This window comes from Curtobacterium sp. VKM Ac-2861 (assembly GCF_013204965.1).
Lineage (GTDB): Bacteria > Actinomycetota > Actinomycetes > Actinomycetales > Microbacteriaceae > Curtobacterium.
Genome location: NZ_JABMLA010000005.1, coordinates 88,600 through 111,910, shown reverse-complemented (window position 1 = coordinate 111,910; position 23,311 = coordinate 88,600). Strand labels below are relative to the sequence as shown.

The 23,311-nt window shown below is 71.6% G+C and carries 20 protein-coding genes; 8 read left to right on the top strand and 12 right to left on the bottom strand.

Annotated elements, in window-relative coordinates:
• Positions 1-179: 179 nt before the first annotated feature.
• Entirely contained in the window at positions 180-1,049 is an 870-nt protein-coding gene (locus HQQ88_RS13645; RefSeq protein ID WP_173169732.1) for a phosphoribosylaminoimidazolesuccinocarboxamide synthase, read from the bottom strand.
• Complete coding sequence (gene purD / locus HQQ88_RS13640; RefSeq protein ID WP_131921260.1) at positions 1,046-2,314, bottom strand: phosphoribosylamine--glycine ligase; 1,269 nt, start codon at positions 2,312-2,314, stop codon at positions 1,046-1,048. Before purD ends, HQQ88_RS13645 begins: the two co-directional genes overlap by 4 nt.
• A gap of 57 nt (positions 2,315-2,371) precedes the next feature.
• Here purD and HQQ88_RS13635 point away from each other — a divergent pair, with 57 nt between their 5' ends.
• Positions 2,372-2,734, top strand: coding sequence for a sterol carrier family protein (locus tag HQQ88_RS13635; RefSeq protein WP_131846930.1), 363 nt, complete (start codon positions 2,372-2,374; stop codon positions 2,732-2,734).
• Between the two features lie 222 nt (positions 2,735-2,956).
• Here the strand turns inward: HQQ88_RS13635 and HQQ88_RS20205 are convergent, their stop codons facing one another.
• Complete coding sequence (locus HQQ88_RS20205) at positions 2,957-5,488, bottom strand: LuxR C-terminal-related transcriptional regulator (RefSeq protein ID WP_173169731.1); 2,532 nt, start codon at positions 5,486-5,488, stop codon at positions 2,957-2,959.
• Between the two features lie 162 nt (positions 5,489-5,650).
• Here HQQ88_RS20205 and HQQ88_RS13625 point away from each other — a divergent pair, with 162 nt between their 5' ends.
• A complete protein-coding gene (locus HQQ88_RS13625; RefSeq protein ID WP_111085569.1) occupies positions 5,651-6,046 on the top strand; it encodes a hypothetical protein in 396 nt (131 codons plus the stop codon).
• Between the two features lie 83 nt (positions 6,047-6,129).
• Here HQQ88_RS13625 and purF read toward each other — a convergent pair whose 3' ends face one another.
• A complete protein-coding gene (gene purF / locus HQQ88_RS13620) occupies positions 6,130-7,587 on the bottom strand; it encodes an amidophosphoribosyltransferase (RefSeq protein WP_111085568.1) in 1,458 nt (485 codons plus the stop codon).
• A gap of 73 nt (positions 7,588-7,660) precedes the next feature.
• Here purF and purM point away from each other — a divergent pair, with 73 nt between their 5' ends.
• Entirely contained in the window at positions 7,661-8,758 is a 1,098-nt protein-coding gene (gene purM, locus HQQ88_RS13615; RefSeq protein ID WP_123937526.1) for a phosphoribosylformylglycinamidine cyclo-ligase, read from the top strand.
• 242 nt (positions 8,759-9,000) lie between these two features.
• Here purM and HQQ88_RS13610 read toward each other — a convergent pair whose 3' ends face one another.
• Positions 9,001-9,219: a DUF3073 domain-containing protein gene (locus HQQ88_RS13610; RefSeq protein WP_111085566.1), complete on the bottom strand. Its 219-nt coding sequence runs from the start codon at positions 9,217-9,219 to the stop codon at positions 9,001-9,003.
• A gap of 158 nt (positions 9,220-9,377) precedes the next feature.
• Here HQQ88_RS13610 and HQQ88_RS13605 point away from each other — a divergent pair, with 158 nt between their 5' ends.
• The gene (locus tag HQQ88_RS13605; RefSeq protein ID WP_173169730.1) at positions 9,378-10,493 is read left to right on the top strand and encodes an NAD(P)-binding domain-containing protein; all 1,116 of its coding nucleotides are present in this window, start codon (positions 9,378-9,380) and stop codon (positions 10,491-10,493) included.
• A 34-nt stretch (positions 10,494-10,527) separates the two neighbouring features.
• Here HQQ88_RS13605 and HQQ88_RS13600 read toward each other — a convergent pair whose 3' ends face one another.
• The 4 genes from HQQ88_RS13600 to HQQ88_RS13585 form a co-directional block, all read right to left on the bottom strand.
• Complete coding sequence (locus tag HQQ88_RS13600; RefSeq protein WP_123671966.1) at positions 10,528-10,968, bottom strand: DoxX family protein; 441 nt, start codon at positions 10,966-10,968, stop codon at positions 10,528-10,530.
• Positions 10,969-11,077: 109 nt separating this feature from the next.
• Positions 11,078-11,323, bottom strand: a complete 246-nt coding sequence (locus tag HQQ88_RS13595) for a DUF3072 domain-containing protein (RefSeq protein WP_123293659.1) — start codon at positions 11,321-11,323, stop codon at positions 11,078-11,080.
• Positions 11,324-11,376: 53 nt separating this feature from the next.
• Positions 11,377-12,132, bottom strand: a complete 756-nt coding sequence (locus HQQ88_RS13590) for a hypothetical protein (protein WP_111085562.1) — start codon at positions 12,130-12,132, stop codon at positions 11,377-11,379.
• A gap of 11 nt (positions 12,133-12,143) precedes the next feature.
• Entirely contained in the window at positions 12,144-14,363 is a 2,220-nt protein-coding gene (locus HQQ88_RS13585; protein WP_123293661.1) for an APC family permease, read from the bottom strand.
• 130 nt (positions 14,364-14,493) lie between these two features.
• On the opposite strand from HQQ88_RS13585, the gene HQQ88_RS13580 reads away from it, so the two are divergent.
• Complete coding sequence (locus HQQ88_RS13580) at positions 14,494-15,282, top strand: MerR family transcriptional regulator (RefSeq protein ID WP_173169729.1); 789 nt, start codon at positions 14,494-14,496, stop codon at positions 15,280-15,282.
• Positions 15,283-15,456: 174 nt separating this feature from the next.
• On the opposite strand, the gene HQQ88_RS13575 is transcribed toward HQQ88_RS13580, so the two are convergent.
• The 3 genes from HQQ88_RS13575 to HQQ88_RS13565 all read right to left on the bottom strand — a co-directional run bounded on the left by HQQ88_RS13575 (position 15,457) and on the right by HQQ88_RS13565 (position 17,770).
• A complete protein-coding gene (locus HQQ88_RS13575; protein ID WP_111085559.1) occupies positions 15,457-16,038 on the bottom strand; it encodes a PadR family transcriptional regulator in 582 nt (193 codons plus the stop codon).
• Positions 16,035-16,982, bottom strand: coding sequence for a DUF4097 family beta strand repeat-containing protein (locus tag HQQ88_RS13570; protein WP_173169728.1), 948 nt, complete (start codon positions 16,980-16,982; stop codon positions 16,035-16,037). Before HQQ88_RS13570 ends, HQQ88_RS13575 begins: the two co-directional genes overlap by 4 nt.
• A gap of 134 nt (positions 16,983-17,116) precedes the next feature.
• Positions 17,117-17,770, bottom strand: a complete 654-nt coding sequence (locus tag HQQ88_RS13565; protein ID WP_173169727.1) for a hypothetical protein — start codon at positions 17,768-17,770, stop codon at positions 17,117-17,119.
• 61 nt (positions 17,771-17,831) lie between these two features.
• On the opposite strand from HQQ88_RS13565, the gene HQQ88_RS13560 reads away from it, so the two are divergent.
• From HQQ88_RS13560 to HQQ88_RS13550, 3 genes are all read left to right on the top strand, one after another.
• Complete coding sequence (locus tag HQQ88_RS13560) at positions 17,832-19,283, top strand: PLP-dependent aminotransferase family protein (protein WP_173169726.1); 1,452 nt, start codon at positions 17,832-17,834, stop codon at positions 19,281-19,283.
• A gap of 94 nt (positions 19,284-19,377) precedes the next feature.
• A complete protein-coding gene (locus HQQ88_RS13555) occupies positions 19,378-20,064 on the top strand; it encodes a DUF6518 family protein (protein ID WP_131880750.1) in 687 nt (228 codons plus the stop codon).
• A 52-nt stretch (positions 20,065-20,116) separates the two neighbouring features.
• Positions 20,117-23,287 carry an efflux RND transporter permease subunit gene (locus HQQ88_RS13550; RefSeq protein WP_173169725.1) on the top strand — a complete coding sequence of 1,057 codons (3,171 nt, stop codon included), beginning with the start codon at positions 20,117-20,119 and terminating at the stop codon, positions 23,285-23,287.
• Positions 23,288-23,311 lie beyond the last annotated feature (24 nt).

Below are 23,311 nucleotides of genomic sequence, written 5' to 3'. Positions count from 1 at the left end.
TCGGCAGGCCGGGACTGGTCGCTCGTCGACTGGTCACGACGTGCCGTCGGCGCGCCGCCGGACGGTCACGAACGGTCGGGTACCGGGGGCCTGAACGACGGCTCGTGACCGGTCGCCGGATGTGAGCGGGGTGTCGTGACCGGTCGGGGCCCGCGCAGCAGGCCCGCAGCAGGAATCAGCTAGGCGCCGAGGCGCTCGATGAGCTCGGCGTAGCGCGCGGCGGTGCGGGACACGATCGCCTCGGGCAGCACCGGGGGCGTGCCCTGGCGGTCCCAGTTGGCGCTGAGCCAGTCGCGCACGATCTGCTTGTCGAACGAGTCCGTCCGACCGTCGGCCCGGGCGTCCCAGTACCGGCTCGAGTCGCTGGTCAGGACCTCGTCCGCGATCCGGATCCGGCCGTCGGCGTCCTGCCCGAACTCGAACTTGGTGTCCGCGATCACGACGTCGCGCTCGAGGGCGATCGCGGCTGCCTCGGTGTACACGTGCAGCGACAGGTCGCGCAGGGTCGCCGCGACCTCGGCGCCGACCAGGTCGACGGTCTGCTCGTACGAGATGTTCTCGTCGTGCTCGCCCTGCGGTGCCTTGTAGGCCGGGGTGTAGATCGGCTCGGGCAACCGGTCGCCGTTCGACAGCCCCTGGGGCAGGGCGACGCCGCAGACGCTGCCGGTCTGCTGGTACTCGGCCCAGCCGCTGCCGACCAGGTACCCGCGCACGACGCACTCGACGGGGAACATCTCGAGCGGCATGACGTGCATCGACCGCGACTCGACCTCGGCCGGCACGGGGGTGCCGCCGGACAACGGGCCGATGATGTGGTTCGGCACGTCGCTCAGCTGCGTGAACCAGAAGCGCGACAGGCGGGTGAGCAGTTCGCCCTTGCCGGGGATCGGTGGCTCGAGGGCGAAGTCGTAGGCACTGACCCGGTCGGACGCCACGAGCAGCAGCTCGGACGCACTCTGGATGTCGGCGGTGCCGGTCGGCACGTAGAGCTCGCGGACCTTGCCCGACGAGACGTGCTCCCAGCCCTCGATCACGGGCGCGGCGCTCATCGGGTGACCTTCGCGGCGATGTCGGTGCGGTACTGCGCGCCCTGCAGTGTGATGTCACCGAGGCCCGCGTAGGCACGCTCCCGTGCCTGGGCGAAGTCGGCCCCGGTCGCGACGACGCTGAGCACGCGGCCGCCGGTGGCGACGAGGCTGTCGTCGAGCACCCCGGTGGCGGCGTGTGCGACGGAGACGCCGTCGCGGGCGTTCGCGGCGTCGATGCCGGTGATCGGACGGCCGGTCTGCGGGTTCTCCGGGTAGCCCTCGCTCGCGAGTACGACCGTGACGGCTGCATCCGGACGGAACGACGGTGCCGGGGTGCCCCCGAGCTGGCCCGTCGCGGCGGCGAGCAGCAGCCCGCTCAGCGGCGTCGCCAGGCGGGGGAGGACGACCTGGGTCTCCGGGTCGCCGAAGCGTGCGTTGAACTCGATGACCCGGACGCCCTGCTCGGTGACGATGAGCCCGCAGTAGAGCAGCCCGACGAACGGGGTGCCCTCGTGCTCGAGGCGACGGACGGTGGGCAGCGCGACCAGCTCGGTGACCTCGTCGACGAAGGCCTGCTCGGACGCCCAACGATCGGCCAGCCACGGCAGCGGCGAGTACGCGCCCATGCCGCCGGTGTTCGGCCCGAGGTCGCCGTCGGCCAGGCGCTTGTAGTCCTGCGCGGGGCTGAGCGGGCGGACGTCGTGGCCGTCGCTCAGGAAGAACAACGAGACCTCTTCGCCGTCGAGGAACTCCTCGACCACGACGTGCCCGTGCTGCAGCCAGTAGGTGGCGTGGTCGATCGCGGCCTGACGGTCCTCGGTCACGAGGACGCCCTTGCCCGCGGCCAGCCCGTCGGCCTTCACGACGTACGGTGCGCCGAGCTCGTCGATCGCGGCGACGGCCTCTTCCGCCGTGCCGGCGTACACCGGGCGGCCGGTGGGTACGTTCGCTTCGGACATGATGCGCTTGGCGAAGGCCTTCGAGCCCTCGAGCTGCGCGGCGGCCTTGCCCGGCCCGAAGACCGGGATGCCCCGGGTGCGGACGGGGTCGGCCACACCGGCGATGAGCGGCGCCTCGGGTCCGACGACGACCAGCTCGACGCCGTTCTCGATCGCGTACTCGGCGACGAGTGCGCCGTTGGTGGGGTCGAGGGAGACGGTCTCGACATCGGCGGCGATGCCGGCGTTGCCGGGAGCAGCCGTGATGACGTGGCCCGCCTGTTCAGCGAGGAGGGCCGTGATGATCGCGTGCTCGCGGGCACCGGAACCGAGGACGAGGATTCGCACCCGATCACCCTACCGATCAGGACACTCCCGCCGCGAGGCGACGGCTAGCCTGTGGAGATGCCACCCAGGAGGATCGAGGACGCCGCCGGCCGTGCCGCACTGACCGCGGTGCAGCAGGGCGACACGGCACGGGCGACCGTCGCGACGGCCGTCCGGTGGACCCTGCAGCGCCTCGCCGACGACGTGCCGGGCAACAGCGTCGAGGTCCGGGTGCCGCCGTTCGCCGCGGTCCAGGCCGTCCCCGGCCCGCGCCACACCCGTGGCACGCCGCCGAACGTGGTCGAGACGGACGCCACGACGTGGCTCGCGCTCGCGACCGCTGAGCTGACCTGGGACGAAGCCGTCGCGCAGTCACGCGTCAGCGCTTCCGGCTCACGTGCGGACCTGACGGCGTTCCTGCCGGTGCGGGTCGCGCTCTAGTCGCGTCCAGCACTACCTAGGCGGACGAACCGAATTAGGTAGTCCCTACCGATGCGGGCGCATGCACTGCGAACCTACGCTTGAAGTCGCCGGGATTCGGACCCGACCCGAACGGGTCCGAACCCGGCGACAGGGACCAAGGTACGCGATGTTCCACACAACGTGTCAACCGCCGCGGCGCGTCGTGCTGCAATGCGCAACGTTCTTGCGTCACGAGTGGACTCAGAAGAGTCCGGCGAGCTCCGACCGGGCGTGCAGGTCCCACTTGCCGAACACCCGCGACAGGTGCGCGTCGATGGTCCGCGTCGAGAGCCCGAGCTCCTCGCCGATCAGGCGGTTGCTCAACCCCTGTGCCGCGAGCTCGGCGACCTGGTACTCGCGGTTCGTGAGCGGTGGTTTCGGCCGGCCGGCCGTGACCGCCATGCCGTGCGACGCGAGCACCCCCTGCGCCGCGATCACCCGCGTCCGGTCGCGTGCGGTCAGGGCGTCGGCGTACTCGACGATGGCCGCGGCGAGCGGACCGTCGACCCGAGCCGCTGCCTCGCGCATGCGACCGAGCGAGGTACCGGTCTCGCGTCCGTTCAGCATGTCCATCGCGTAGTGCAGCGTCTGCGCGTACATGACGTGCGTCCACCCACCGCTCGCCGTGCCGCGGTCGATGATGTCGTCGGCGTGCCGGAGCCCGGCCGGGTTGCCGAGCACCGCCTCGGTCCAGGCGATCGTCACCGCGACCTGCTCGCCGGTGATCCGCATCGCCCGCTGCGGGGTGGCCCTCGCCCGGTCGAGTGCACGTGTCGCGTCCTCGGTGCGACCGGCGTACGCGTACGCCATCGCGAGTCGTGCCCACGGGTAGGCCGCGAACCCGCCGTGGTCCGCGACGTCGTACCGTTCGCAGGCAGCCGAGAACGCCGCGATCGCGTCGTCCCAGCGCCGTTGGCCGATGGCGAGGTTGCCGTCGCCGATGAGCTCGAGGGTGAAGTCGTACTTCAGGTACGGGTTCGACCGGCGGACCGGCACCTCGGTGAGCAGGTCGGCGAGGTCGCCGCGCCAGACCTGCACCTGGTGCAGCACTGAAAAGATCTCGCCGACGCTCCACGGTGCGTCCTCGAGGTGCTCGATCGCGGTGGCCAGTGCCCGGCGACCGAGGGCCGAGGCGTCGTCGAGCCGGCCGGCCGTGGCGAGCGCCATGATCGCGCAGGGGGCGACGCACAGGAACGCGAACGGGATGGTCGGGGCGTGCACGATGCCGCTGCGCTCGAGTTCGGCCCGCACCTCGTCGAACCGTCCGCCCCACCCGAGGTGTGCGAGTCGCAGCAGGCGGAGCCGTTCGACCGCGTCGCCGGACACCAGCCGGCTGGCGACGTCGGTGAGCGCGACCGCTGCCAGCACGTCGTCGTCGTGGAACTGCCGGATGTTGGCGAGGATCTCGCAGGCCTCGACCACGAGGGCGTCGTCCACCGTGCCAGGGTCCGCGCGGGCGACGGCCCAGGCAGCCTCGGCGTCGGCGCGACCGGCCTCGCGCCCGTCGGTGTACGAGTACGCCAGCGACCGCAGGCAGCGCGCGGCGACCTGCTCGTTCGGGTGCAGCGTCCGCCGGAGCGCTGCGGAGGCGAGGGCGATCGCGCTCTCGTGCTCCTGCAGCTGCACCGCGACCTGCGCCGCGTCGAGCAGCTGCTCGACCGGGGGCACGACACCGCAGTCGAGCGCCCAGAGCGCCGACCGCAAGCGTGCGGCAGGCGGGGCGCCCTCGGGACTGTCGGTGCGGAAGGCGTTCGCGCGGGCGAAGAGCGCCGTGCGGCGGGCGACCGGTACCAGGCCGCGGATCACGTCGCCGACGAGCGGGTGCTGCGGACGGGCCACCGCGGCGCCGTCGTCGAGCGAGTCGATCCGGACCAGCCCGAGCGCGACCACGCGGTCGACGTCGCCGCCGCTGACCAGGCCGAGCAGCCGCGCGAGCGGGATCGGGTCGGCCAGTGCCACGATGTCGACGACGTCGCGCAGGTCCTCCGGCAACGAGCCGAGCTCCGTCCGGTACATGTCGGCGAGGCTGTTCGACGCCGTCACCCGGCCGCGCCAGTACCACCCGGACGCCGTGTGCTCGAGGGCACCCGAGGTGCGAGCGGCGCGGACGACCTCGCGCAGGTAGAGCGGGTTGCCGGCGGTCGCACGGTGCACCCGCTCGGCCGAGGCGTTCTCGAGCTGCGAGCCGAGCGCCTCGGCCACCAGGGCCGACGTCTCGCGCAGGGTGAGCGGCTCGAGGTCGATGCGCTCGAGCAGGTCGTCCTGCCACAAGGCGCGGAGCGGCTCCGGCAGCGCGGTGAAGTCACGGCAGGTCAGGACGAGCCGCGCACCCTGGTGCCGGACGAGCCACGCCACGTACCGGGCGGAGATCGCGTCGAGGTGGTCGGCGTCGTCGACGCGCAGCAGGACGTCGCGGTCCGCCAGGTCGGCGATCGCCCGGAGGCGCTGCTCGGCCCCGGCGTCGTCGGACAGTTCCGACAGGGTCGCCGGCAGCTCGCCGAAGCGGTCCGAGATCGCGCCGAAGGGCATCGACCGCCCGGAGGCGACGGCGGTGATGGGCACCACGACCGTGCGCCCGGTGGCGTCCCGTCCGGCGACGCGGTCGGTCACGCGGGCGGCGACGGTGCTCTTGCCGAGACCCGGGGCGCCGACGAGCGCGACGCTCCACTGGTGCTCCGCGACGACGGACACGGCACGGTCCTCTTCGTGGCGTTGCATCACGGGCCAGGTCACGCGCGCCGGGGTGCTCGGGGTGCGACCTCGCCCCCGTACGGTCCGTTCTCGCATCCGTGTCACCTCCAGCCCTTGGGATACCAACGCGTACGGATCATCCTCTCCTGGATCGGACTGCGCGGACAGGCCGGGAGACGTCCCACAGTGGGGGACAATGGGTGGGTGAGCAACACCGATCGACCCGACGACCAGCCGGTCCCGGCCCCTGCGCCGAACGCCGTCTCCACCTCTGACGAGGTCACGATCCGTCGTGCCCCGAAGTTCGGGGTGTTCATCGTCGGCGGTGCGGTGCTCGGGTTCATCGCGACCCTGATCGTCGTCTCGCTCACCATGAACCTCGGTGGCCAGCAGGAGGAGTCGAGCTTCGGCAGCCTGGTGGGCTACTTCAGCCTGTGGGGCGTCACGATCGGCGCCTTCGTCGGCGCGGTCGTCGCCGTCGTGTTCGACCGGGTCTTCGCCCGGCGCGCGGCCCGACTGACGGCGGAGCGTGTCGAGGTCGAGCTGCCGCCCGAGACGGTCGACGGCGAGATCGACGAGCACGGCGACCAGCGGCCGTAGCCGCGACCGCTTCCAGACGGGAGGCCCGTTGCCAGCTGGCAACGGGCCTCCCGTCCGTATTGCGGTTGCGTCTCGGACGCGACCTAGCTGAGCTGGTTCGCCTCGACCCAGGACAGGTACTCCGGGCTCACGGTGCCCGTGACGTACTCGCCCGTGAAGCAGCTCATCTCGAGGTCGGTCACGTCGGAGCCCTCGATGATGGCGTCCCGCATGTCGCCGATCTCCTGGTAGATCAGGTGATCGCTGCCGAGCACGCGGTTGATCTCCGGGATCTTCCGGTCGTGCGCGATGAGCTCGTCGCGCGTCGGCATGTTGATGCCGTAGACGTGCGGGAACCGGACCGGGGGAGCGGCGCTCGTGAAGGTGACCTCGTTCGCACCGGCGGCGCGGGCCATCTCCACGATCTCCTTGCTCGTCGTGCCGCGCACGATCGAGTCGTCGACGATGAGGATGTTCTTGCCCTTGAACTCCGACGACATCGCGTTGAGCTTCTGCCGGACGGACCGCTTGCGCTCCGCCTGGCCCGGCATGATGAACGTCCGGCCGACGTAGCGGTTCTTGTAGAAGCCCTCGCGGTACTCGATGCCGAGCTTCCGCGCGACCTGCATCGCGGCCGGTCGGGACGAGTCCGGGATCGGCATCACGACGTCGATGTCACCGGTCGGCGCGTACTGCTCGATGGTGTCCGCCAGCCGGTTGCCGAGGCGCAGGCGGGCGTCGTAGACCGAGATGCCGTTCATGACCGAGTCGGGACGAGCGAGGTACACGTACTCGAACGAGCACGGCACGAGCCGCGGGTTCTTCGCGCACTGCCGGGCGTGCATCTGCCCGTTCATCTCGATGAAGATCGCCTCGCCCGGGGCGACGTCGCGCACGATCTCGTAGCCGCCGGACTCGAGCACCAGCGACTCGCTCGCGACGACCCACTCGGGCTGGCCGGCCTCGTCGAACTTGTGGCCGAGGATGAGCGGCCGGATGCCGAACGGGTCGCGGAAGGCCAGGAGCCCGTGGCCGGCGATCGTGGCGATCGTGGCGTACGAGCCCTCGACCCGCTCGTGCACGCGCTCGACGGCGTCGAAGACCTGCCCGGGATCGAGGTCGGTGCCGCGGACCTGTCCCTGCAGCTCGTGCGCCAGCACGTTCACCAGGAGCTCGGTGTCCGACGTGGTGTTGAGGTGCCGACGGTCGATGTCGAACAGTTCACGCGTCAGTTCCCGCGTGTTGGTGAGGTTGCCGTTGTGGACGAGGACGATGCCGTAGGGCGCGTTCACGTAGAACGGCTGCGCTTCTTCCTCGTTGCTCGCCGCGCCCTTGGTGGCGTAGCGCACGTGGCCGAGGCCCATGGTGCCGAGGAGGGCGCGCATGTCACGGGTTCGGAACGACTCCCGCACGTGGCCGCGGGTCTTGTGCATGTGGTGCACGTGACCCTCGACCGTGGCGATGCCCGTCGAGTCCTGCCCGCGGTGCTGCAGGAGGAGCAGTGCGTCGTAGATGGATTGGTTGGCGGGGCCCTGTGCAACGAGGCCGACGATACCGCACATTCGCGGGTGTGCTCCAGACCGTAGAATCGGGGGGTACCGAACAAGTCTGCCATGTCACCGCGAAGGACTCCGCATGCCCAACCCGTACGCCGAAGCCGGAGTGGACACCGCTGCCGGTGACCTGGCCGTCGAACTCATGAAGTCCGCAGTCGCGGCGACGCACAACAGCCACGTGCTGGGCGGCGTGGGCGGCTTCGCCGGACTCTACGACGTGTCCTTCCTGAAGGACTTCTCACACCCGCTGCTCGCGACCTCGACCGACGGCGTCGGCACCAAGGTCGCCATCGCCCAGGCGATCGACAAGCACGACACCATCGGGCAGGACCTGGTCGGCATGGTCGTCGACGACATCGTGGTGGTCGGTGCGAAGCCGCTGTTCATGACCGACTACATCGCCTGCGGGCGCGTCGTGCCGAACCGCATCGCCGACATCGTCGCCGGGATCGCCCGCGGCTGCTCGGCGACGGGTACCGCTCTGGTCGGTGGCGAGACCGCCGAGCACCCCGGGCTGCTCGGCCCGGACGACTACGACGTGGCCGGCGCCGCGACCGGTGTCGTCGAGGCTGGTTCGCAGCTCGGTGCCCACCTGGTGCAGGACGGTGACGTCGTGCTCGCCATCGAGTCGTCGGGGCTGCACTCGAACGGGTACTCGCTCGTCCGGCACATCCTGGCGTCGCGCGGGGTCGGGTACACCGACCAGCTGGCCGAGTTCGGCGGCGTCTCGGTCGGCGAAGCCCTGCTCGAGCCCACCCGCCTGTACACGACGCCGCTGCTGGAGCTGCTCGAGCAGCACCCGGGCGCCGTGCACTCCCTGTCGCACGTGACCGGAGGTGGCATCGCGGCGAACCTGGCGCGCGTGCTGCCCGTCGGCTCGTGGATCGAGGTCGACCGCTCGACCTGGCAGCCGCTTCCGGTCTTCCGCGTGCTCGCCGACATGGCCGGCACGCCGATCGAGGACACCGAGGGCACCTGGAACCTGGGCATCGGCATGTTCGCCGTGGTGTCCGCCAGCGCCGCAGTGGACGTCATCGAGTCGCTCGGCGTCGCCGGGATGCCCGCGTGGCCGGTCGGCACGATCGCCACGTCGGCCCGCGACCTGACCGGCTTCGAGCAGGGCGCCAAGGGTGTCGACGGTGGTGCCGTGCGGCTCGTCGGGAGCTACGCCGCCTGACCGAGCCGGCCACGCCCGTCACGCAGGCCGCGTGGCGGGCGTTCGTCGTGCCTCCAGGCCGCACGACCTGCCGTCAGGTGTCCGCCGAGCGGTCACGAAGTGCCGCTCGGTCCGGCCGCGGGCGGCACTTCGTGACCACTCGGCGTTCCCCGCGTGGGGAGTCGCGACCGGTCCGCGTCATCCGCGTGGGCACGCAGAAACGCCGCGCTGCCCGGAGGCGCGCGGCGTGACGGCTGTGCCGGTCAGGCGGACTTGTTCTGGTCCGCTTCGGTCTCGAACTCGTCGGATTCGTCTGCCGCTTCGGGACCGTACTGGTCCGCCCAGCGGTCGACGAGATCGTCATCGGAGTGTTGTCCGGCGGAGAGCTCCTGCTCGAGTGCACCGTAGTTCGTCTGCGGGCTGAAGTACTTCAGCTCACGGGCGACCTTGGTGTGCTTCGCCTTTTGACGGCCGCGCCCCATGCGTGACCCCCTCGTTCGGCTCTGGTCCGGTCCTGGCGAATGACGGAAGATCACTCGGGGAACCAGACGGTTCGTGGTTTGAAATCTGCCGATCACTCTACCATGTACCTCGATCTGGACGTCGCCGCGACGGCTCCGCGCACAGGAGAATCGAAGTGATGACCGAACCCCTCGAGAACGCAGCCGACCAGTCCGCCCGTGTCGTCGTCATCGGTGCGGGGCAGGCCGGACTGTCGGTGGGATACCACCTGCGCCGCCTGGGGCTCGTACCCGGCACCGACCTGGTGCTGCTCGATCGTGCCCCGAGCACGGGCGGCGCCTGGCAGTTCCGGTGGGAGGCCCTGCGGCTCGGCGCGGCGCACCGCGTGCACGACCTGCCGGGGATGCGGGCGATGGGGCTGCAGTTCGACGATGCCGATCGGTCACGACCCGCCCGGGACGTCGTGGGGGAGTACTACCGGCGGTTCGAGCAGCACTACGACCTGCGGGTCCGGCGTCCGGTCTCGGTGCCGTCGGTCTCGCGCACCGCGGACGGCCGATTGTGCGTCACGACCCGCTCGGCCGACGGTACCGAGACCCGGATCCGCGCCGACGTCGTGGTGAACGCAACGGGCACGTGGGGCACGCCGTTCGTGCCGTGGTACCCGGGTCGAGGCGCGTTCCGCGGACGACAGCTCGACACGACCGAGTACCGCAGCGCCGCGGAGTTCGCCCGGCAGGACGTCGTCGTGGTCGGCGGCGGGACGAGTGCCATCGGTTTCCTGCTCGAACTCGACGGTGTCGCGCGGTCGACCCACTGGTTCACCCGACGGCCGATGGTGTGGGCGGACTCGTCGTCGCTCGACCTCGAGTCGGCGGTCGCAGCGGTCGACGAGCAGGACCGTGCCGCCCGTGCCGGCGAGGTGCTGCCGAGCATCGTGAGCGGCACGGGCGTGCCGGTCTCGCGGCGGATCCGGGCGGGCATCGACCGCGGGGTCCTGCGCGACCAGCCGATGTTCACCCGGATGGACGAGACCGGCGTGGTGGCAGCCGACGGCACGCACGTGCACGCCGACGCGGTGCTCTGGGCGACCGGGTTCCGGGCCGACCTGCGGCACCTCGCGCCGCTGCACCTGCGGACCGCGGCCGGCGGGGTCGTCGTGGCGGACGGGCGCTCGGTCGACGAGCCGCGGTTGTTCCTGGCGGGCTACGGGCCGCAGGCGTCGACGATCGGGGCGAACCGGGCCGGACGGCTCATCGCCCGCCAGGTGATGGACGTGCTCGCCGCCGCGTGAGCCGCTCCAGGGGCGCAGGGCGGCGCAGGGCGGGTCAGGCGGGCAGGGGCTCCTGCACGCCACGACGGCGACGGGACGACGCCAGGAACACGGCGTCGAGCGAGAACCGCCCCGGGCCGGTCAGCGCCACGACGAGCGACCCGACCGCCAGGACGAGCACGTACTCGAAGCCGCCGTCCTGCGAGTAGAAGCCCGACGACGCATGCGCGAGCAGCCCCGCGACGACCATGTCGACGGCGAGCAGGACGCCCACGACACGGGTCGCGACGCCGAGCACGAGCAGCACGCCGCCGACGAGTTCGAGGCCCGCCACCAGGGGCGCGGCGACGTCGGCGAGCGGGACGCCCATGCCGGAGAAGCCCTGGGCGACGTTCGGGATGCCCTGGGCGAACTTCTGCGCGCCGTGGGCGATGAACACCACCCCGAGGACGATGCGGAGCGCGGTCAGGCCGATGGAGGTCGATGTCGTTCGCATGGCCACGAAGCTAACCGGTGACGCGTCATCGAACCCCCTCGTCCGGGGGTCTGCCCGGACTTCACCAGAACATGCCCAGGCTGGGGTCCGCCGAAGGGCGGACCCGCTCTCAGGAACCCGTGGTGTCCGTGCCGCGGCCGGTCTGCTGCTGCAGGCGGTCGATGTGCTCCGAGGCCTCAGCCTTGGTCAGGTCGGCGGAGAGCTCCTCGCCGGCTTCGCGGGCCAGGGTGTCGAGGTAGCTGCGCTGGGGTCCGGTCATCGGCTCGTCACCGGTGACCCACTGCTCGGGGTCCTTGCTCGCGTCGGTCGACGGGTCCGGACGGGCGCCGCCGAGGGTCTCTTCTGCATCACTCATGCCGAGGACGCTACGCCGCACCCCCGACGCACCCCGCAGGCGCGTGTCCCCCGTCAGACCGGCGTGGCCGAGTACCGCACCAGGTCCGGGCCGACCGCACTCGTCGCGATCGGCACGGTCCGTCCCTCGCGCCGGACCCAGATCGTCGCGGCCTGCTCGTCGATCCGCTCGACCTCGTGCAGCGAGCCGTCGAGCAGCACGGTCGCGGACACCACGACCCGGCCACTGGACGGCCGCGGGGGCAGACCGGGCACGTCGTCGTCGTACGCGGCGTACTCGCCGGGCTGCAGGAACGGGGACACCGGAGCGGTCACGACCTCGAAGCCCTCGTCGACCTCGGCGACCGCCACGAGCCGCACCGCCTGGTCCGTCGGCAGGGGGACGTCGACCACCCAGGGCGCCTCGGAACCGGCCAGTGCGCGGAAGGCGGGCCGACCGTCGGGGGCGAGCCGTGCCTCCAGGCCGTCGATCCGGACCCGTCCGCGACCGCGCGAATCGGCGTAGAGACCCGGCTCGATGCCGGACTGCCGTGCCTCGAGCCGGGTGATGACCACGCGGTCCGGGCGGTACCAGTCGCGCAGCGTCGACGGGTCGACCCAGCCGACGCTGGGGACGCCGCGCGACAGCGCTGCCGACTCGTCGGCGGCGCGCTCGTCGAGCGCGCCCAGGGGGTGCTCGCCGCGCACCGCGACGAGTCCTTCGTGGCGGCTGCCCGCGACGGGCTCGTGGTCCAGCACCTCGACGCGCTTCGACACCTTGCCGCCGTGTCCGTCGAACGTGGCGAACGTCCGCAGGTCGGTGATCGTCATGACGTCAGATGCTACGACTCGTCGCCCCGGCGCGGCGAGGTCGGCACGAGCGCGTGCAGCTCACCGGTGCACTGTGCGGGGTCGACGCCCTCGGCGGGACCGGCCGGTCGGGTCGCGCGACGCGGCTGCAGGCTGTTCCGCTGCGCGGACCGGGCCAGGCGATCGTCGACGACACCGTCGACCGGCGCTCCGGCCGAGCCGGCGAGGGACCGGCGGAGCGGGGGCCGCACGGGCTCGCCGCGACGTTCCTGGCCGGGGAGCGGACGCGACCGGCGGCCGTACAGCAGTTCGGACGAGTCGAGCAGCCACGGCACCAGCGCGACGGTGACGCCGTGCACGAGCAGGAGCTTCTTGCGGATGCGACGACCGCGGTGGTTGTGGAGCAGGCCCTCCCACCAGTGACCGACGATGAAGATCGGCGTGTAGACGGTGACGACCTCGGAGCCGTGCTCGAGCCGGTGCGCCTTGATGTACTTGATGAGCGGCATCGAGATGTCGCGGTACGGACTCGGCACGATGGTCAACGGCATCCGGATGCCGTACTCGGCCCACTGGTCGCGCAGGTGCTGGGCGTCGGCGTCGTCGATCGCGACGTGGACCGCCTCGCAGCTGGCGTGCTCGGCGGCGATCGCGTAGTCGAGAGCCTTCAGCACGGGCTTCTGCAGCTTGTTCACCAGCACGACGGCGTGGTCACCGGTGGCGCCGAACTCGGTCTCGACGTCGGCCTCGATCTCGTGCGAGACGTCGCGGTAGTAGCGGTTCACGCCGAGCATGAGCACGTACAGGATCGGCATGATCAGGAACACGAGCCAGGCGCCGTGCGTGAACTTGGTGATCGTGACGATGACCAGGACGACCAGGGTGAACGTGGCACCGATCGCGTTGATGGTGCGGGAGCGCACCACCTGCGCGCGGTTGACGGACGGGTCGGCGGTGCCGGCCCGGTCCGCGCGCAGCAGGCGCGTCCAGTGCACGACCATGCCCGTCTGGCCGAGCGTGAACGACACGAAGACGCCGATGATGTAGAGCTGGATGAGGCTCGTGACGTTCGCCCGGTACACCACGAGCAGCGCCGCGGCGACGAGCGCCAGGACGATGACGCCGTTCGAGTAGATGAGCCGGTCGCCGCGGGTCGACAGGGCCTTGGGGGCGTACGAGTCGCGGGCCAGGATCGAGCCGAGCAACGGGAACCCGTTGAACGCCGTGTTCGCGGCGAGGAGCAGGACCGCGGCCGTCGTCGCCTGGATGACGAAGAACAGCACCGAGTTGTCACCGAACGTCGCCGCCGCGATCTGGGCGATGAGGGAGCGCTGCGGCGTCGTGGCGCAGTCCGCGAACCCCTGCAGGTCGCAGGCGCGTTCGGCGTAGTGCACGCGGGACACGAGCGCGAGCGTGATGAGCCCGATGAACAGGACGATCGCGATGCCGCCCATCGCCACCAGGGTCGCCTGCGCGTTCTTGATCTTCGGGCGCCGGAACGCCTGCACGCCGTTCGCGATGGCCTCGACGCCGGTCAGGGCCGAGCAGCCGGAGGCGAACGCCCGGAGGAGCAGCAGGATGAACGCCGCCTGCGTCGTGTGCTCCACGTTGTCGACGGTGTACCCGGCGGACTCGGCGACCGGGGCGTGCCCGGCGGCCACCCGGACCAGGCCGGTGACGACCATCACGAAGACCGACGCCACGAACAGGTAGGTGGGGATGGCGAACGCCTTGCTCGACTCCCGCACGCCGCGCAGGTTCGTGGCGGCGAGGAGCACGACGAACACGAGCGCGAGTTCGACGCGGACGTCGTTCAGCATCGGCAGGGCCGAGATGATGTTGTCCACGCCGGAGGCCACCGACACGGCGACCGTCATGACGTAGTCGACGAGCAGCGCGCTCGCGACGACCAGCCCGGCCTTCTCGCCGAGGTTCCGGTGTGCGACCTCGTAGTCGCCGCCGCCGGACGGGTACGCCTTGATGAGCTGCCGGTAGGACGCGACGACCACCACGAGCAGCAGCACCACGAGCGCGGCCACCCACGGTGCGAAGGTCAGGAACGACATCCCGCCGAGCAGCAGGATCATCAGGAGTTCCTGCGGTGCGTACGCGACGGAGGACAGCGGGTCACTCGCGAAGATCGGCAGTGCCAGGTGCTTCGGGAGGAGCTGTCCTTCGAGCTTCTCGGAGGGGAGGGGATCCCCGATCAGTCGCGCTTTCAGCGACCGGACCTCGTTCGTCACGAGCGGCAAACCTACTCAGTTCCGGGCGGGAGTCAACACGGGTCCCCGGGCGGTCATTCCCGGTCGGTCGCGTGTCGTCGACTCCGCACCCCGATCACCCCTTGCGGTTGACGTTGCGTCAACCTCTACGGTGGGCTGCATGAGGGATCCGTCAGACATCGCCACCGCAGCTGCGAAAGCACCCCACGGCATCGCGGACGTGGCGCGATCCGCCGGGGTGTCGAGCCGCACGCTCCGCCACTACGACGCCATCGGGCTGCTGCCGGCCACCGCCGTCGGCGACGGCGGACTCCGCCGCTACGACGACCGAGCGCTCGTCCGGCTGCAGCGCATCCTGCTGTTGCGCGGCCTCGGGCTCGGGCTGCCCGACATCCGCCGGGTCCTCGACGGCGAGCAGGACGACGTCACCGCGCTCACCGCACACGTCGCCTGGCTCGAACGCGAGCGGGACCGCCTCGCCCGGCAGCTCGCCGCCGTGCGCACCACCATCACCAGGATCGAGAACGGGGACAGCATGAACGCCACGGACACCTTCGACGGGTTCGACCAGACCCGCTTCAAGCACGAGGTCGAGGAGCGCTGGGGAGCGGACGCCTGGCAGCGCGGCACCGCCTGGTGGGACGCGAAGGACACCGCAGGCAAGCAGTCGTTCCAGGACGAGCTGCGCGCGATCGCCCAGGACGCCGCAGCGTTCGCCGCGTCGGGCGACGGCTCGGACTCACCGGCCGCGCAGGCACTGGCGCGGCGGCAGTTCGCGTGGCTCGCCGAGTCGACGCCGCCGGCGGACCTCACTGCGGAGCGGTTCCGGACACTCGCCGAGATGTACGTGCACGACGAGCGGTTCGCGCACGCCTACGACTGGGCCGGAGCGGGTGCGGCACGTGCGCTGCGCGACGCGATGGTCGCGTTCGCGGACCGCGGGTTGTAGCGCGCCGGCTGCGGGGCCGTCGTGCGCAGACGGAACCAGGTTCCGGTCACGACACCACGGATCGGCGTGGTGCTGTGTCCGGAACCTGGTTCCGTGGGTGGGGCGGTGCGGGGTGGGGCGGTGCGACGGGCGGCCGGGAGGCACGGGTCGCGACCGCCAGTCGGCCGCGGGCCGTCAGAGCGACTTGCGCAGGGCCTCCAGGCCGTCACGCAGGCGCGTCACGGTGTCCGCACGGAGCGTGCCGCGGGTCGCACGACGGCGCAGGTCCGCGCGGACCTGCTGCCGGAACGACGACAGCGCCATCTCGAGCTCGCGCAGGGCGCGGGCGCTCTCCGACGGGACCGAGACGGGGTCCTCGTGGGAACCGGTGCCGGGGCTCTCCGCCGAGGCGGCGAGGTCGGCACGGAGGGAGCGCATCGCCTCGCCGACCGAGGCGCGGACGCCGTCGGCCAGGGACTTCACCGAGTCGGCGACCCCGGACTCGACCGCGGCGATCTCGTCGGCACGGGCCGCGAGTTCGGTGCGGCCGGCCTCGGTGATCGCGTAGACGGTCTTGCGGCCGTCGGCGGTCTTCGAGACGAGGCCCTCTTCCTCGAGCTTCGCGAGCCGCGGGTACACGGTGCCGGCGCTCGGCACGTAGGTGCCGCCGAACCGGTCGCCGAGGGCCTGGATGAGCTCGTAGCCGTGCATCGGGTGGTCCGCCAGCAGCACGAGCAGGTACAGGCGGAGGTGGCCGTGGGCGAAGACGGGACTCATGCGGGCACCTCGCCGTCGTTGGTCGGCGTTGTGTCGGTGACGGGAGCAGTACCGGAAACCCCGCCGGGCACCTCGCCGTCGTTGGTCGGGACCGTCGGGGGCACGGGCACCGTCGGGGGTGCCGGGGGTGCGGTCGGCTCGGCGGCGACCGGCGGGGCGTGCAGCACCGCGATGTCGCCGGAGACCGAGTTCACGCGCAGGTCCAGCCACTGGCCGGCCAGCTCGCCACCCTGCTTGACGTACGAGCCGCGCACACCGCGGATCTCGGAGTCGTCGAACTGGAGCTTGCCGGAGGCCGTGCTGACGGTGCACTGGTAGGCGACACCGTCCTCGAGCCGGACGCTCACGCCACCCGAGACCGTGTTGACGCGCGCCGACTCCGGCACGCCGTGCAGGTCGAGCACGACGTCGGCCGAGACACCGTCCGCCTGGAACCGCGGGATCTCGCCCGTGGCCACGACGTCACCCGAGACCGTGTGGACCGTCAGGGCGCCGTCCAGCTCGCGGATCGTCGTCGCGCCCGACACGGCGTTGACCGTGACGTCGCCGGCGACACCGTCGACCACGAGGTCGCCGGACACCGTGTTGAGCATCGCGCCGCGGTTCGTGCCGGACAGCAGGGCACCCGCCGAGACGACCCCCAGGGTGACCGAGGCGTCGCGGGGGACCAGGATGCTGACGTCCGCGTGGGCCTTGCCGCGGAACGACTTGAGGAACCCGATGGGGTCGTCCCACCGGATCTGCGGGTGGTCGACGGTGAGCGTGTCGCCGTCGACCTCGATCTTCAGCTGCTTGCCGGACACGCTGTGGACCTCGACCCGTGCGGTGGGTTCGTCGTGTGCCACGACGTCCACCTGACCACCGACGAGTCCGACACGGAGTGTGCGGACGATGCCGGTGTCGATGACCTTCGGCTCGTCGACGAGCCACTTCTCCTGCGTCATGTTGCTTCCTCCAACTCGCGATGTATCGCGTCTGTGGAGGTCACGCTATATCGCGACTCGCGACGCCGCAAGGGTGCCGGGCAGATGGTGAGCAGAAATGGTCGGGTGGGGCCCTGCGACCCGACCATTCCTGCTCACGAAGCGTGCGCGACGGAGGTGGGGCGGGCCTCCCGGACGATCCGGCGCTCGGGGCTCCACGGGAACCGGCGGAAGAACGGCATGAGCGGCTGCACCATCGGACCGATCGCGAAGGCGGCGATGACGGTGCCGGCCCCGACGTTCCCGCCGAGGATCCAGCCGACGACGACGACGGACACCTCGACCAGGGTGCGCGCGAGCCAGAGCGGCCAGCCGAGGCGCTCGTGCAGCCCGACCATCAGGCCGTCACGGGCCCCGGTGCCGAACCCCGCGCCGATGTAGAACGCCGTCGCGACGGCGAGCAGCGCCAGTCCCGCGACGAACAGGGCGATCCGGGCGAGTAGACCGGACGGCTCCGGCACGAGCCAGAGCACCAGGTCGGCGCTCGGCCCGATCGCCAGCGCGTTCAGCAGCGTGCCGATGCCCGGTTTCTGGCGCAGGGGGATCCAGAACAGCAGGATCACGCCGCTCGACACCACGGTGATGACGCCGAACGACCACGGCACCACGTTCTCGAGGCCCTGCGTCAGGACGGTCCACGACGAGACGCCGACGACCGCTCGGACCTGCAGCGCGGTGGAGGCGCCGTAGAGGAACAGGCCGACGAAGAGCTGGACGAAGCGGAACGTGAGGGCGGTGCTGCGGGACATGGGTTCATCGTCGATGCGGATTGGACTGCTGGTCGAGAGCCAATCGCGCTACCGTGGACCCATGACACCCGTGCTGTTGAGTGCCCGATCTGCTGCCCTGCTGCTCACCGACTGGCGCGACGGCACCGACGCCCCGGCGTACGAGGCACTGTCCGACGCCATCCGGGTGCTCGTCATCGACGGCCGGGTCGCGCAGGGTGTGCGACTGCCGGCGGAGCGCGGACTCGCGACCGCGCTCGGCATCTCCCGCACGACCGTGGCGAACGCGTACGCCCGGCTGCGGTCCGACGGGTTCGTCGTGTCGGTCCGTGGCTCCGGCAGCGTGGTCCACCTGCCCGCGTCCCTGATCGGCCGTCCCGACCCGGAACGGCTCGGTGGGGTGGTCGACGGCGAGCTGCTCGACCTGCGGAAGGCCGCGTTGCACTCGGCACCGGGGATGGCCGAGGCCGTCGAGCGGGCGGTGCGGCACGTGCCCGCGGCGCTCGCCGGCATCGGGTACGACACCGTCGGCGACCCCGGGCTCCGTGCCGCCATCGCCGACCGGTACACCGAGCGCGGACTGCCGACCGACCCGTCCCAGGTGATCGTGACGATCGGCGCGCAGCACGCCATCGCGCTGCTCGCACGGGTGCTCGTCCGTCGCGGGGACGCCGTGCTCGTCGAATCCCCGACCTACCCGCACGCGCACGAGGCGTTCCGCGAGGCCGGCGGACGACTCGTCGGCGTGCCCGTCGACGCGCGGACCGGGTGGGACGCCGCCGCGCTCGAGACGACCCTGCGCCGGACCGCCCCGGCCGTCGCCTACGTCATGCCCGAGCTGCACAACCCGACCGGAGCGACCATGTCCGCGTCGACCCGCCAGCTGCTGCTGTCGGTCGCGGCGTCGGTCGGCACGACGGTGGTCGCCGACGAGACGATGGGCGAGCTGCGGATCGACGGCGCGCCGTCGCTGCCGCTGGCAGCAGCGGACCCGTCGGGGGCGTCGGTCGTGATGATCGGGTCGGCCGACAAGGTCTTCTGGGGCGGCCTGCGGATCGGCTGGATCCGCGCCGCGCCGGCGCTCCTGCAGCGGCTGCTCGCCGCCCGCCCGACGGGCGACCTCGGCACCCCCGTCCTCGACCAGCTGGTCGCGCGCGAGCTGGTCCCGCGCACGGCGGCCGTCCTGGAGGCGCGGCGCGAGTACCTGCGACAGGGTCGCGACGACGTCGTGGGCGCGCTCAGGGCACGACTGCCGGAATGGGACGTCCCGTCGCCCGCAGGTGGGCTGACGACGTGGGTGGGCCTCGGGCGACCGGTGTCGAGTGCGCTGGTGCTGGCCGCGCGGTCCGAGGGCGTGGTGCTGGCGTCCGGCGGGGTGTTCGGCCCGGACGGCGGGTTCGAACGGTTCCTGCGGGTGCCGTTCACGATGGCGCCGGCGGACCGCGGTCGTCTGGTGGACGTGCTCGAACGGGCATGGGCGCGGGTCGGTGGGGAGTCCGCCGGGGTGCGGGGGTCGCTCGCCGCGGTGGTGTGAGGAGTCGTGGGGTCATCCTCTGGGGTGATGGGCTGGGGTCGTTCTCGCTCCGTGGGGTGATGTGCGCGGCGGCGGACGACGCGATGCTGATGCCATGAACGCGACCCTGTCCGCCGGTGCTCCGGCCGCTGCTGCGTCCCCGTCGTCCGCGTCGCCGTCCGAGCCGTGCCCCGCGGTGCCGGCTCTGGTGCGCGTCACGATGGCCCTGAGCGGTGCGCTGCTCGCCGGTGTGCTGACCTCGTTCGGGCAGACCGTGCCCGCACTGTCGTCGGTCGCCAACTCGGCCGGCCCCTGGTTCCTGGTCGCCGTCGCGCTGTGCATCGGCGCCGGGGCCCGTGCCGGCCGGTTCGCCCTGCCGCTCGCGATGCTGCTCGGCGTCGTGCTGCTCGAACTCATGCACGTCGGCTACTGGGCCACGACGAACCTGCGCGGCTACCCGGACTTCCTGTCCGTCACCAACCTGTGGGTGCTGCTCGGCGTCCCCGCCGGACTGCTCGCCGGTGCGGTCGCCGTGTTCGTCCGCTCCCGCGACGCCCGCTGGCGTGCCGGAGCGTTCGGGGTCACCGCCGCGATCCTGATCGGCGAGGGGGTGCGGGCGCTGCTGCAGGTGGTGGCGACGACCGGCCCGGTGACCTGGGTGGTCGAGATCGTCGTCGGCATCCTCGTGCTCGTCGTCGGGGTGGCCACCGCCCGGTCGTCGGTCGGCCGCGTGATCGCCCTCGGCAGCGGCGTGCTCGGCACCGTCGGCGTGCTCGGCGCGTACCTGCTGCTCGGTGGCTGATGCGACGGCCTGATGCGGACGCGCACGGGCTGCGGCTGCGAGGATCGATGACGTGCACCTCCTCTCGGTCTTCAGCCTCCGCAACCGGGCCCTCATCGCGCTCGTCACCATCGTCGTCGCGATCTTCGGTGGCATCGCGCTGTCGAACCTCAAGCAGGAGCTGATCCCGAGCGTCGAGTTCCCGCAGGTCGCGATCGTGAGCGCGTACCCGGGTGCCACGCCCGAGGTGGTGTCCAACGACGTCTCGACGAAGATCGAGCAGGGGATCCAGGCGGTCCCGGACCTCGAGTCGACCTCGGCGACCTCGTCCACCGGGCAGAGCATCGTGTCGGCCTCGTTCGACTACGGCTCCAACCTGGCCAGCGCCGAGGACAAGATCCAGACCGTCGTCAACGCACTCTCGTTGCCCGACTCCGTCCAGACCCAGATCGTGACCGGGTCGTTCGACGACCTGCCCGTCCTGCAGCTCGCGGTGTCGGCGAAGGGCGACCAGGAACAGCTCGTCGAACGGCTGAACGCCACCGCGGTGCCCGACCTCGAGAAGCTCGACGGGGTGCGGGCCGCCGACGTCTACGGCAACCCCGGTCGCCGCGTCGTCATCACCCCGGACCAGGACGACCTGGCAGCCCGGGGCCTCAGCCAGACGGCGATCTCGGACGCGCTCGACGACAACGGCACCCTGATCCCCGGCGGCACGATCACGCAGAGCGGTTCGACGCTCTCCGTGCAGACCGGCGAACGCATCGCCTCGGTCGCCGACATCGAGGACCTGCCGCTGACGGGCGGCACCTCGGCGACGACCCTCGGCGACGTCGCCACCGTCGCCATCAAGGAGTCACCGCGCACCTCGATCAGCCGCGTGAACGGCGAACAGGCACTCACCATCGCGATCACGAAGACGCAGGAGGCGAACACCGTCGACGTCTCGGAGACCGTCGGTGACGCCCTGCCCGGCATCGAGGCGAAGATCGACGGCGACCCCCGGTTCACCGTCGTGTTCGACCAGGCGCCCTTCATCCAGCAGTCGATCGACTCCCTGGCCGAGGAAGGACTGCTCGGCCTGGCGTTCGCCGTCCTCGTGATCCTGCTGTTCCTGCTCTCGGTCCGGTCGACGATCGTCACCGCGATCTCGATCCCGACGTCGGTGCTCCTCGCCGCGATCGGCATGCTGGCCGCCGGCTACACGCTCAACATCATCACGCTCGCCGGCCTGACCATCGCGATCGGCCGTGTGGTCGACGACTCCATCGTCGTGATCGAGAACATCAAGCGGCACCTGCAACCCGGCGTCGACCGGCAACGGGCGGTGCTCGACGGCGTCCGCGAGGTCGCCGGCGCCGTGACCGCGTCGACCGTGACGACCGTGGTCGTGTTCCTGCCCGTCGCGTTCGTCGCCGAGCTCGTCGGCGAGCTGTTCCGGCCGTTCGCCCTGACCGTGACGATGGCGCTGGTCGCCTCGCTGCTGGTCTCCCTGACCATCGTGCCGGTGCTGGCGTACTGGTTCCTGCGCGCGCCGAAGGGGCACAAGCACGCCGGGGCGGTGCAGCCGGCCGTGTCGGGGACCGACGCCGACGGGGCGGCGGGGGCCGTGCCTCCCGTCAGCTCTGCGACGGACGGTGCACTCGCGAGTGCGGCAGACCTGCACGACGCGTCCGCACCCGACCGGCTGCGCCGCGGCTACCAGCCGGTGCTCGGGTGGGCGCTCCGCGCACCGTGGGTGGTCCTCGTGCTCGCCGTGCTCGTGCTCGGAGGGACCGCAGCGGCGCTGCCCTTCGTCAAGACGAACTACCTCGGTGACTCCGGGCAGAACACCTTCACCGTCACGCAGGACCTCGAGCCCGGCACGAGCCTGGCGTCGCAGTCCGACGCGGCGCGCACCGTCGAGCGCCAGCTCCGCGCGGTCGACGGCGTCGAGACCGTCCAGACCACGATCGGCACGAGCGGCGAGTCGATCCAGGCCGCGTTCGGTGGCGGCGGCACGGCATCGGTGCAGTACTCGGTGACCACCGACGAGGGCGCCGACCAGACCCGGGTGCAGTCGGACACCCGGAAGCGACTCGACGGGCTCAAGGACCAGGGCGAGCTCACGGTCGCGTCGTCGGGCGGTGGCTTCGGCGGCAGCAGCGACATCGAGGTCGACGTCAGCGCGCCGACCCAGGCGCAGCTCCGGACCGCCGCGTCGCAGGTGCTGCGCGAGATGCGGACGGTCGACGACACCACGGGGGCGACGAGCAACCTGTCCTCGGCCGAGCCGTACCTGGCCGTCCGGGTCGACCGCGAGAAGGCCGCCGCGCTCGGACTGACCGAGACCCAGGTCGGCGGGATCGTCGCAGCCTCGGTGTCGCCGCGCGACACCGGGACGGTCGAGATCGACGACGCCTCGCTCGACGTCTACATCGCCGCACCCTCGCCGCCGAGGACCATCACGGCACTCCGCGCACTGTCGGTCCCGACCTCGACCGGCCCGGTGCCACTGTCCGACGTCGCCACCGTCGAACGTGCCGAGGGACCGACGACCGTCACCACCTCGGACGCCGTCCGCACCGCGACGATCACCGTGACCCCCGACGCGTCGAACCTCGGCGCGGCGGTGCAGTCGGTGACCACGGCGGTCGACCAGCTCGACCTGCCCAAGGGTGCGTCCGCGTCGATCGGCGGCGTCGCCTCGAGCCAGACGTCGGCGTTCAGCCAGCTGCTGCTCGCCGCCCTGGTCGCGATCCTGATCGTCTACGTGGTGATGGTCGCGACGTTCCGGAGCCTGCTCCAGCCCCTGCTGCTGCTCGTCTCGGTGCCGTTCGCGGCGACGGGCGCGATCCTGCTGCAGATCGCGTCGGGCATCCCACTCGGTGTGGCGTCGCTCATCGGCGTGCTCATGCTCGTCGGCATCGTCGTGACGAACGCGATCGTCCTCATCGACCTGGTGAACCAGTACCGGCGGCGCGGACTGCGGGTGCGCGAGGCCCTGGTCGAAGGGGCCACCCGACGACTCCGGCCCATCCTGATGACCGCACTGGCGACGATCTTCGCGCTCGTGCCGATGGCGATCGGGCTGACCGGCAAGTCCGGGTTCATCTCGCAGCCGCTCGCGCTCGTCGTGATCGGCGGGCTGGTGTCGTCGACACTGCTGACGCTCGTGGTGCTGCCGGCGCTGTACTTCGTGGTCGAGCGGGCGCGGGAGCGGCGGGCTGATCGGCGGGCTGTGGCGGCGGCCGCGGCGGGCTAGCGGCGGGTTAGCGGCGGCGTTGTC